The 10,912-nt window shown below is 40.7% G+C and carries 9 protein-coding genes and 1 pseudogene; 5 read left to right on the top strand and 5 right to left on the bottom strand.

All coding sequences use genetic code 11. The features are described 5' to 3' along the window. The coding region (locus BCG07_RS04730) for an IS3 family transposase (RefSeq protein ID WP_286888984.1) at positions 1 to 193 on the top strand (193 nt) is incomplete at its 5' end. A 7-nt stretch (positions 194 to 200) separates the two neighbouring features. On the opposite strand, the pseudogene BCG07_RS04725 reads toward BCG07_RS04730, so the two are convergent. The 4 genes and pseudogenes from BCG07_RS04725 to BCG07_RS04710 all read right to left on the bottom strand — a co-directional run. Continuing rightward, a pseudogene (locus tag BCG07_RS04725) lies at positions 201 to 758 on the bottom strand (transposase); the annotation flags it as partial. Positions 759 to 913: 155 nt separating this feature from the next. Next, complete coding sequence (locus BCG07_RS04720; RefSeq protein ID WP_286888980.1) at positions 914 to 2,323, bottom strand: serine hydrolase domain-containing protein; 1,410 nt, start codon at positions 2,321 to 2,323, stop codon at positions 914 to 916. Positions 2,324 to 2,397: 74 nt separating this feature from the next. Then, complete coding sequence (locus tag BCG07_RS04715; RefSeq protein WP_286888979.1) at positions 2,398 to 2,781, bottom strand: hypothetical protein; 384 nt, start codon at positions 2,779 to 2,781, stop codon at positions 2,398 to 2,400. Between the two features lie 133 nt (positions 2,782 to 2,914). Beyond that, complete coding sequence (locus BCG07_RS04710; protein ID WP_286888977.1) at positions 2,915 to 3,328, bottom strand: DUF4288 domain-containing protein; 414 nt, start codon at positions 3,326 to 3,328, stop codon at positions 2,915 to 2,917. A 574-nt stretch (positions 3,329 to 3,902) separates the two neighbouring features. On the opposite strand from BCG07_RS04710, the gene BCG07_RS04705 reads away from it, so the two are divergent. The 3 genes from BCG07_RS04705 to BCG07_RS04695 are packed head-to-tail and all read left to right on the top strand — an operon-like array spanning position 3,903 to position 7,609. Further along, complete coding sequence (locus BCG07_RS04705; RefSeq protein WP_286888975.1) at positions 3,903 to 5,756, top strand: CIA30 family protein; 1,854 nt, start codon at positions 3,903 to 3,905, stop codon at positions 5,754 to 5,756. Between the two features lie 27 nt (positions 5,757 to 5,783). After that, the gene (locus tag BCG07_RS04700) at positions 5,784 to 6,824 is read left to right on the top strand and encodes a sensor histidine kinase (RefSeq protein ID WP_353743790.1); all 1,041 of its coding nucleotides are present in this window, start codon (positions 5,784 to 5,786) and stop codon (positions 6,822 to 6,824) included. Then, positions 6,821 to 7,609 carry a LytR/AlgR family response regulator transcription factor gene (locus BCG07_RS04695; protein WP_286888972.1) on the top strand — a complete coding sequence of 263 codons (789 nt, stop codon included), beginning with the start codon at positions 6,821 to 6,823 and terminating at the stop codon, positions 7,607 to 7,609. Before BCG07_RS04700 ends, BCG07_RS04695 begins: the two co-directional genes overlap by 4 nt. Before the next feature lie 17 nt (positions 7,610 to 7,626). Here the strand turns inward: BCG07_RS04695 and BCG07_RS04690 are convergent, their stop codons facing one another. Further along, complete coding sequence (locus tag BCG07_RS04690) at positions 7,627 to 8,031, bottom strand: hypothetical protein (RefSeq protein WP_286888970.1); 405 nt, start codon at positions 8,029 to 8,031, stop codon at positions 7,627 to 7,629. Between the two features lie 195 nt (positions 8,032 to 8,226). Between BCG07_RS04690 and uvrA the strand changes: the two genes are divergently transcribed. Further along, on the top strand, positions 8,227 to 10,809 hold the full coding sequence (gene uvrA, locus BCG07_RS04685) for an excinuclease ABC subunit UvrA (RefSeq protein WP_286888968.1): 2,583 nt from the start codon (positions 8,227 to 8,229) through the stop codon (positions 10,807 to 10,809). The last annotated feature ends 103 nt before the right edge of the window (positions 10,810 to 10,912 follow it).

Genomic DNA, 10,912 nt, shown 5'->3' with positions numbered 1-10,912 from the left:
TTTTAGAAGCTTTAAAACGGAGTGGATGCCAAAGGTTGGATACGAAAACTTTAAAGATGCTAAATATAGTGTGAGTGATTATATCAACGGATATTACAATAATGTTAGACCACATCATTATAATGCTGGTTTAGCGCCGAATGAATCTGAGGTTAGATATCAAGATTCTAAAACTGTGGCCAAAATTAGTTGACCACTACACTTAGGCCATCTTGGGCTTGATGGCGTTCAATAATACGTTTGCTTGCGCGCTCTAGTTTTGCTTTTTTACGGCCTAGTTCATCAAATGTGCCGCTCCACTCTTTACTCGCATTGGACTTTAATTTACACCCATCAATGGCAAATAGGTTACGGCCTATCAAGCCTTCTTCATCACATATCATCAATACTTGCGTAAATAGTGGCTCAATCTGTTCGTGCATTTTGGCTACGAAACCCGCTATTGATGTGTAATGCGGCTGAATATCCCCTGACACACTCATGAACAGAATATTGTTCTCACAGGCCTTGGCTATTCGGCGGCTACTTATTAACCCATGCGCATAACCGAGTAAAATAATCTTTAACATGACCGTGGGCGGATACGCCGCAGCACCCGTTTTATCGTTGTTATACCACGCGTCAAAGCCCGACAAGTCGAGTTTATTTTCGACAATATAACAAAGCGCATACTCAAAGGTACCTGGTAAAATTTGCTCAGCGAAATTGATGGGGATGAATTTATTTTGACAGGATAAGTCAGGCTTGTAGTTGGCCATAACAATTTACCGTGAGTGAATAATATCTATTAGATCACAGCAACCCTGTGGTTTCAAGGTTAAAAAACAATCAGTTTTGTATAGTAGGATATGTTTCTAAAAAGAGTAATTCTACAGCCTCAACGCAAAACTAAGCGGCTGGCGATAGCCTGTCCTTACTTGAGCATATTGTTATGACCGTAATTATCACTCACGTAATCACTTTTAAAACTACCATCAATAGTTAAAGATTTGCTAAAAGTACTTTTCGCAGCCTCGCTATCTCCTTTCGATAAATAGGCGAATGCCAAACTGTCGTAGGCCTGCGGTGCATTGGGAAACAATGAAACTAAATATTCGAACATATCAAATGCTTCGGTCCATGATTTTGTACTAAGTAGTTCCATTCCTACTTCATTAATTGTTCTGCCGATGAATCGACTGTAACCATTGTCTTTATAAACCTGTTTGAAGTGTTTATAGAATTGTTGTTTTCCTTTTGATTGATAGTACTTAAAGGCAAAGTTTTTTTCCAATTGTCTAATTGGTTGATACTCACCATTTTTGATGTAAGAGTGTATTCGACCAGAAATGCGTTCGGCAACTAAGTGATCAGTGTTTGCCAGAACAACTATTTCATAGCTAGTGCCCAAATCTACTTCCACGGCTGCACTGACACCCTGACCACCTCCATATGCGCCCCAATGGGAGCCGTCCATTGCAAATAGGTGGCGATTAATCGCGTCTGAGTTTTTTAATAACTTATTGCTATAGAATAACGCTCGATAAAATCGTTGCACATCCACAACAGTCGATTCAATGCCGCCATCGGGACTAGGGTGTTCATTAATACCGACCTTCCTCAAATTACCATTGTACTGGAATGTATATCGGACTGACTGATATTCATGAGAATTAACCGGCCTGAAGGTCGTTGAAGACATCTCAACCCGATTGAAGATATTGTTTTTGAGTAGTTCTTCGAAAGGCTTTCCAGTTACTTTCTCAAGAATCACTCCTAATACCACATACCCATAATTTGAATATTTTCGATCAGTTCCAGGTGTATATAAAAGGGGGTTATTTATCAATATCTTTATTTTCTTGTTTAGAGTATCAAATGCAAGTTGATTCTGACGATATTCAGCCACAAAGATATCAGCAAAGCCTGCACTATGATTGAGTAGGTGCTCAATCGTGATTTTATCAGCATCAGGTTGTTTGAACCCCAACTCGAAGGTAACTAGTTTATCACTTAACTTTAATTTGCCAGCCTCAACCTGTTGCAAGATCAAGACCTTGGTAAAGTCTTTCATGATTGAGCCAAGATTAAAGCGACTTTGAATGCTGTTCTTTATTTTTTCTTCGACATTCTGAAAGCCATAAGATGACGCAAACTCCACCTCATTATCTTTAGTTATCAGTAATGCGCCGGAAAACCAGCCCATCTGCTGGTATTGCATGGCGATGCTGTCTGCAATCGTTGCGAGACTAACAGATTTATCTTGCTTTATATCCTCACGGTCCAAAGCCAGTGAATAGCTGGCAAAGAATAAAAGAAAGATTAAAACTAAATTTTGAACCATTTGGAGGAATCCTTTCTGTCATAACTTCCAAATATGGGACGCAAACACGTGTGCCATAATTTGTTTGTTATATTTCATTGGTAAAAGACTTCCTTGGTGACATCAAAGCCACAATCCTCACCGAATGTAACGACTATCAAGTGTTTTCGAACTAAGCCTGCGTCGATGTCAAACCAAGTTTTAAATTCACTTCCTTCTTCAAAACTTTCTAGGGCTGCCGCAAACGTTGGTTCGTTAAAACTGTCAGCGACTAAGTGGAAACCTTGAAACGGCTCAGAGTTAAGTGCTTTTGGGGCTGAAATCAACACTGTGTAGTTATGCTCAGATAGTTTTACATCTATTGATATTTGCTCTGCGTACTTGGCGTTATACATTTCTCTCATTTCATCTGAAATACTACACCCTGCTTGGGCGCCAAATGATAGTGAAATTAGAAGTCCAAAAAAGCATTTGAGCATCAATTGCTCCTTGAAATATAACGCCTTGCTCAGTTGCGCAGCGGCTGTAGTGGATTTTTGTGCGAAAATGAGCACCGCGAATGCACAAAAAGGAGCGTAGACCGATACGTCAACTGGAGCAATTTGTTAAGTGTTACCCCTCCAAACATTGTCTTTTACTAAGGATATTTGATTTTAAATTCTTGAGTTTACGGGTAGATTCCGACCATAGAATTTCGGCCCCATCTCCAATTTCTTCGTAAATCGCTAGAACCTGTGTAACACCAATGAACTCCCATTTCACATCAACATCTTCGGGGCCACCTTTGTACGGATAGTCATGCTCTCGACCAATTTTCTCGACCTTCTCATATGCTTCCGATTTTGAATCCGCTCGTACAAGCACAGTATTCTCCCAGGAAAGAAATCTCTTTTCTGGATCATCTTTTGCTGAGTCCTCAAGCTCGAAAAACCTCAACATATATGAACCTACGTACCATCCAACTGGTGATGTGTGTTGTGTCATAGTTTTTGCACTTAACAATTTAATAGTGCGCTCATCGCGCATATTTCTACTGACGCCACGCTCAATTATCTACTTTATATAGTTTTAACAAATAACCTAAGGTATTACTATCTCTAAGTATTCTAAATTTTTTAGGTTACGTTAAGCGAATCAATATGCGCGTAGCGCTCATTTTCATGAATATATGCGCAAAGAGCAGTTTAACGAATCAATTAACGACGATATTTAGCCAATCTCAATGACCGGTTCTCACAGCTCATAACCGCCTTTAGAAAGTCGAGGGTCTAGAAAGTCGAGGGTCAAATCTTGACTTCAGACATTAAGACTTTTGACTAACTATTTCTCGCTCATTACTGCCCTTAATAACCATTCAAACATGATCAAAGTTTAAAGCTTTGCTTTAAACTAAGCACACACATCTATGTAACCTATAGCTCATTCAAAACACTTAATTTAGTTAGCTTGGGTGCCCCACCACAACGCTTATTTACTTTTATGTCGGTTCAACTGCAAATACTGTCGATTCAGATAAACATTAATGAAGCAGGTTATAAAACTCGCTAAATTTCTTATCAACAAAACGCCAAACACCTAATTTTTGATAAGGAATACAGTCATGAACATTATTACAAAAACAGTTATAGCACTGAGTTTAGCAAGCCACTTTAGTGCTCACGCCATTGACCTGCGAGTCGATAACATTCGTTTATACCAAAGTAGTTCGCAAAGCTTTTCTGCACCAAGTTCGCTATATATTGATGAGGGCAAAATTGTAAGCATTACTAAAGCGACTGACCCACTACAAAACGCAGATAAAACAATTAACGCCAACAACCAGTATGCAATACCCGGTTTAATTGATTTACATGTACATTTAGGCTCATCGGGCAGTAACTTTACTGAATTTCAGTATTTGCCGGTTAAATCGCACTTTAATTCTAATTTGTATTTAGGCGTAACTAACATTGTTGATTTGTTTTCGTTTGAGCAAACCCTAAACGAAGCTGCGCAATTAAAAGCAGCCCAACTAACCCCTAACCTTTTTTATGCGGGTACTTTGTTTACCAACCCTGGCGGGCATGGCACGCAGTTTGGTGGCCAAGCATACGAAATTGCAAAAGATGAAGACATAGCAGCGCTGTGGCAAAAACATATAAGCACTAATCCACATGTAACTAAAGCGGTTATTGAAACCTTTGGCGGTGTAGGTAAATCGTTAACTGATAGCCAACTGGCTGAGCTAGGTAAGCGCTCTAAAGCCGCTAATTTACCGTATTTTGTGCATGTTTCTACACTAAATGATGGTAAACGTGCAATCAAAGCCGGTGCAACGGCTTTAGCGCACGGTATTAATAGCGAAGCGATTGACGATGAATTTATTACGCTAATGAAAGATCATAACGTAACTTACATTCCTACCCTCGCGGTGTACCACAATCATAGCGATGAAAAGCATAACCATACTATTAGCTCACAAAGCGAGTTACTAAAAACCATTCCTGAAAAGCTTCAAGGGTGTTTGTTTGAAAAGGTGCCTGCACCTTCAAAGTGGAAAGAGCACGCGTGGGATGAGCGTAAAACAGCTTATGCAAATATACAAAAGCTACATAAAGCTAATATTACTATTGGCACAGGCTCTGATGCCGGAAACCCTTACACGCTGCACGGTACAGGGTTACACAACGAATTAGATGCGCTTAAAAAAGCAGGCCTAACTAATGGTGAAATAATTAACGCAGCAACGGTTAACGGCGCAAAAGCGATTAATAAAGCCGAGAGCATTGGCAAACTTACTAAAGGTTTTGAGGCAAGTTTTGTACTGCTTAAACAAAACCCACTTAGTGATATAAATCATATTCACACTATCTCACAGGTGTATAAAACAGGTTTAAAAGTAGACCGCCCAGCGCTTATTGCTCAAAACAAGGCCATTACACCACAAGGCCCTACCTGCAATGAAGAAGTTAAAAGCAGCCAAGCACAGCATACTATTGATGATTTTACCGGTGATACACCATGGCAAGCTATGAGCGATTCGGTAATGGGTGGGCAGTCTGTTGCAACGCTTACCACGCATAAAAATAGCTTAACTATTGATACAACCATTACAAAGCCTACCAGCTTTGGTGCATGGGCGGGCGCTGAAATTAAGTTTTCGTCACCGGCTGATGCCTCAACATTTAAAGGTATTCGCTTAACCTATAAAGGCTCAACTACACCTTTTGCTATGTCTGTTTATCATAGTGATGTAAAAGATTGGGATCACTTTAGTGTACTTTTAAAACCACGCGATGAGTGGACCACGCTTGATATACCTTTCACTACATTTAAACAGTTTGGGTTTGGTAGCCCCGTTACGTGGTCGGCAACAGAATTAACAGGGGTTAACTTAATGTGGCGTAAAATGCCAGGCGCAAGCAACGAGCCGTTAAAAAATACATTACAAATCAAAGAGCTAACTTACTTCTAAATAAGTGACAGTCAAAACACAAACTCTTTGGGTTTTGACTGTTTTTTGTTATGGTTTAATCACTTACAAAAAGAAGCACCTATTATGCTCAAACATCCTTTTTACAAATACAGCTTTTTTATTCTACTTATTGTTGATATTGCTTACGCCCTTGGGCTGATAATTGCTAACTCTGCGCCCTTAACAGGCGGCAGTGCACTCGCCGCAACCGTGTGGTTTATTACTTTTTATTGGGTTCCGGTATGGAGTGCGGCAGCGGTTATTTTTTATCTGCGCAATAAGCACATTAATAAAACAGCACTTGAATGGTTAATTGCCGTTGTATTTATGGCCCTCGGTAATGTGCTTACCGATGTATTACTGACACTGCTTTTTGATGGGCATAAATCAATGGGGATATTTGTTGTATTTAACGGCTTACTTTGGGGCTCGTGTATTTACCTTACCAGTATTTTTATTGAAAGCAAAAAACGCGTAACAGCCGAAAAGCATGCGCTTAAACAAGCCCAGCTTGCTACATTGCGATACCAGCTAAACCCTCATTTTATGTTTAATAGCTTAAATACAATTTCCGCTTACATACACACAAAACCCGATTTAGCCGATGAAGTACTGCATGAACTGGCTGATATTTTAAGATACTCGCTTGATACCGCAGAGCAACAGCAAATACCTTTACAGCAAGAGCTTACCATAATAGAAAAGTACCTAAATATTGAAAAAGCACGCTTTGGCGATAAGCTTAAGGTTAATTACCACATTCCTAATACCCTTAAAAACAAAACGCTACCACCTCTACCTATTCAACCTATTATTGAAAATGCAATTAAGCACAATGCTAAACAAACCTCACTTACACTTAATATTACCCTGAGTGAAATGTCTAACGGGGTAAAAATTGTGATAAGCGACAACGGAAAAGGCTTTACTGACGATGTATTAAAATGTGGCTACGGAAAAGGTATAGGGATGAAAAACATTATGCTACGCGTTAATCAACTTGGACAAAGTAAAGTATTGCTAAGAAATGATAATGGTGCTGTTGTTACGCTGGAACTAGCGTTATGAACAATATAAACCTGCCAAATAAAACGACTAAAATGCGCATACTGTTTGCCGATGACGAGCTTCCTGCTCGCGAAAAGTTAAGCCATCAATTAAGCTTAATGGAGCATGTTGACGTGGTAGGCATAGCCACAAATGGCAAAGAGGCCATTGCATTAATTAATGAGCTGACTCCTGATGTGGTATTGCTTGATATTCAAATGCCTGAAATTAATGGCCTTGAACTTATTGATTTACTTAACTACCAACCCATTATTATTTACACCACCGCGTACGACCAATTTGCGATTGAAGCATTTGAGCACGCCTCAACTGACTATTTACTCAAACCTTTTCCAATTGCACGATTAAAAAAAGCGTTAGCCAAAGCACAGCAGCAATTAGATCAACAACGAGCGCACACTCATGTAACTAGCTGCGCAGGTGAACCCGCTTTTACACTCACCGAAAGTTCATTAAACAAGCTAGTTAGTAAAAGTGGCGAGCGCATATTTTTGCTTTCCCCAAGCGACATTAAATTTATTAAATCAGAGCAAGGAAATAGCTTAGCGTGGAATGGAGAAACGTTTAATCATTTGAGCGACACGCTCGATCAGCTTGAACACGCCCTAGCCACGCACAACTTTGTGCGTATTCATCGCAGCTATTTGGTTAATATTGACCATATAAAAGAAATACAGCGCTGGTTTAACGGCAAATTGATGGTGATTGTAAACGACGATGTAAAATCGGAGCTAAGCACCAGCAGAGCCGGTGCCGATAAGCTAAAACAATTACTGCATATTTAGGCTTATTTTAAAGTTAGCTACTGATCATTATTTGAGTAAACACTTAAAATAGGAAATTTATATTTAGCAAACGAGACAGTTACCGACTGCGTTTCGTTACCCTTAAAACTTAATTTAAAAGGTTGAGGGGGTAGTCGCGTTCCATCAGCGAACAAAGCCAGTAAGTGGTCTTCGTTAAGTTCACGATTACCCGTCGATAAATTAGTGAGTGTTATTACTGCCCAGCGTTCCCCCTCGTTATTACTCATTAATATGTAATTTAAAACATTGAAGTCGCCTTTTTTAGGCGTGATGTTAGCATCGTTTGGAAATGCTAAATGCAAGCTATTAGGTACGGCTCTGTCTACGTTTATTACGTTCTCAGTATTTGCCAATACCGAAGACGACAGTATAACCAACATTAAAATCCATGCTTTAATCATATCAATAACCTCCTTCAAGCGTACTTAATGACGTTTGTATAGTCTACATAGTTAAGCATACTCTCAGCATTTACCTATTATGTAAACATACACAACAAATTCAATAATGCTCACTAAGCGCTTATTCAGCGTTGCTTGTGTAACCTTAGCTTTAATTTTACCTAATAAACATGGCGATTAAACGGAGACAATTACATGGCAACCACATTTAACAGTTCAGGCGCGATTGAACATTCGCAATTGGCTTTATTAAACACTGAGCACAGCATTCAAGTAAGAGGCGCACGTGTTCATAACTTAAAAAATGTGGATGTAAACCTGCCCCGTAATTCGCTTGTGGTGTTTACTGGTATATCGGGCTCGGGTAAATCATCGCTCGCCTTTGGAACATTATTTGCTGAATCGCAGCATCGTTACCTTGATTCGGTGTCGCCTTATGCACGCAGGTTAATCGATCAGGTTGACGAACCCGACGTAGACTCAATTGAAGGACTGCCACCAGCAGTAGCAATGCAGCAACAGCGCGGTGCGCCTTCTGTTCGTTCATCGGTTGGCAGCGTAACTACTATTTCTAACGCGCTGCGAATGCTTTACTCACGCGCTGGCGAATACTCTAAAGGGCAGAGCATTTTGTATGCCGATGCGTTTTCGCCAAATACCCCCGAAGGTGCATGCCCACAATGTTCGGGCATTGGCCGCACTTTTGAGGTAACCGAACAACTACTTGTGCCCGACAATACAAAAACGATACGCGAAGGCGCAATAGAAGCTTGGCCACCAGCATGGCAAGGTAAAAACTTAAGTCGCATACTGGTATCACTTGGTTACGACATCGACATACCATGGTATGAGTTGCCGCAAAAAGCACGCGATTGGATTTTATTTTCAGACGATACCCCCACTGTGCCTGTTTACCCAGACTACACTATTTTAGAGGTTAAAAACGCCATTAAAAATGGCGAAAAACCTCGCTATAAAGGTACTTTTACCAGTGCTAAGCGCTTTGTTCTTAAATCTTTTGCTACAACACAAAGCCCTCGTATTAAAAAACGAGTGTCGCAGTTTATGCAAATATCCCCATGCCCAAGCTGTAAAGGTAAAAAGCTTAAAAAAGAGTCGTTATCGGTTAAAGTCGCAGGCCTTGATATAGGCGAAATTTCGCAGTTAACATTGAACGAACTTGCAGATAAATTAAGCATTACCGCTAATCCACCTGCTAAAAGTAACGCTACAAACCCAGAAAAAGCCATCGTCGCTAAGCGTATTACAAGCGATATTATTAAATGTATAGAGTCACTGACTAAACTTGGCTTAGGGTATTTATCGCTTGAGCGCACCACCCCATCGTTATCACCAGGGGAGTTACAACGTTTGCGGCTAGCAACGCAACTTCGCTCAAAATTATTTGGTGTTGTGTATGTGTTAGATGAACCTTCGGCAGGTTTACACCCTGCCGATACACAAGCACTTTTAAGCGCATTAGATGAACTAATAGCCGCTGGTAACTCAGTATTTGTGGTTGAGCACGACGTAAGTGTTATTCGACATGCCAATTGGGTAGTCGATGTTGGACCAAATGCAGGCTCCCGTGGCGGTAATATTGTTTATAGCGGCCCTGTTGAAGGCTTAAAGCAAATTAGTAGCTCACACACTAGTCAATATTTATTTAAAAATAACCAACCCCAGCAGGCTCCCATACAAAACAAGCAACGCCAACCTAAAGCGTGGCTAGCGCTTAAAAATGTTGAACGTAATAACTTACAAAAGCTTAATGTAGAATTTCCGCTTGGGGTTATTACAAGTGTTACAGGGGTATCTGGCTCAGGTAAATCAAGCTTAGTTAGCCAAGCGCTTGTTGACCTGGTTTATGATGCACTGGGGCAAAAATCGCAGCCACAAATACCAACCGACGAAGCAGAGTTACTCGAGCAAGAGCTCAACGTAGCAACCGGCGGGCAAATAACTCTGGGCATTGAACACATAAAGCGCCTAATTACGGTTGATCAAAAAGCCATTGGCCGCACACCTCGCTCAAACCTTGCCACTTACACTGGCTTATTCGATCAAGTACGTAAACTGTTTGCCAATACCAAAGAGGCAAAAGCGCGAAAGTACGATGCCGGTCGCTTTTCGTTTAATGTTAAAAAAGGCCGCTGCGAAAACTGCGAAGGCGTAGGCTTTGTAAGCGTAGAGCTGTTATTTTTACCCAGCGTGTATTCGCCTTGCCCTGTGTGCAATGGCAAACGCTATAACCAAAAAACACTCGACATTACCTATAAAGAGAAAACCATTGCCGATGTGCTTAATTTAACCGTTGAGTCAGCGCATACATTTTTTACCGATGAACCCGCTATTTTGCGCGCGCTCAATGCGCTTTTACAAGTGGGCCTTGGCTATTTACGTTTAGGGCAACCTGCTACTGAACTTTCGGGCGGCGAGGCACAACGTATTAAACTTGCCACTGAACTACAACGTACACAGCGTGGCAATACGCTTTATATTTTAGATGAGCCAACCACAGGCCTACACCCAAAAGATGTAGCCATGCTAATGGCGCAGTTAAATGGCTTAGTTGATGCTGGCAACACCGTCATTATGGTTGAGCACGATATGCAAGTAGCCAGTAACAGTGATTGGGTTATTGATATTGGCCCAGGAGCTGGCGACGAAGGCGGGGTCATAGTTGCACAAGGAAAACCTGAAATGGTCGCTGAATCACAAAAAAGTAAAACGGCGCCATTTTTACAAGCACAGTTAAATCACGCAGGTTCTAATTAAAAATTAATAGTCGTTATACGCAAAATAATAAAGAGCCACGGGCTCTTTATTATTAATCTAAGGCTAACCAAACACCTACAAGCATCATTAAACTGCCTGCAAT

The organism is Pseudoalteromonas sp. ESRF-bin5 (genome assembly GCF_002632075.1).
Classification (GTDB): domain Bacteria; phylum Pseudomonadota; class Gammaproteobacteria; order Enterobacterales; family Alteromonadaceae; genus Pseudoalteromonas; species Pseudoalteromonas marina.
This window is presented reverse-complemented; position numbering and strand designations above follow the sequence as displayed.

Bases quoted from the DNA above. Each gene is read 5' to 3' on its own strand.
- BCG07_RS04720 (WP_286888980.1), bottom strand. From the start codon at position 2,323: ATGGTTCAAAATTTAGTTTTAATCTTTCTTTTATTCTTTGCCAGCTAT.
- BCG07_RS04715 (WP_286888979.1), bottom strand. From the start codon at position 2,781: ATGCTCAAATGCTTTTTTGGACTTCTAATTTCACTATCATTTGGCGCC.
- BCG07_RS04710 (WP_286888977.1), bottom strand. From the start codon at position 3,328: ATGCGCGATGAGCGCACTATTAAATTGTTAAGTGCAAAAACTATGACA.
- BCG07_RS04705 (WP_286888975.1), top strand. From the start codon at position 3,903: ATGAACATTATTACAAAAACAGTTATAGCACTGAGTTTAGCAAGCCAC.
- BCG07_RS04695 (WP_286888972.1), top strand. From the start codon at position 6,821: ATGAACAATATAAACCTGCCAAATAAAACGACTAAAATGCGCATACTG.
- BCG07_RS04690 (WP_286888970.1), bottom strand. From the start codon at position 8,031: ATGATTAAAGCATGGATTTTAATGTTGGTTATACTGTCGTCTTCGGTA.
- uvrA (WP_286888968.1), top strand. From the start codon at position 8,227: ATGGCAACCACATTTAACAGTTCAGGCGCGATTGAACATTCGCAATTG.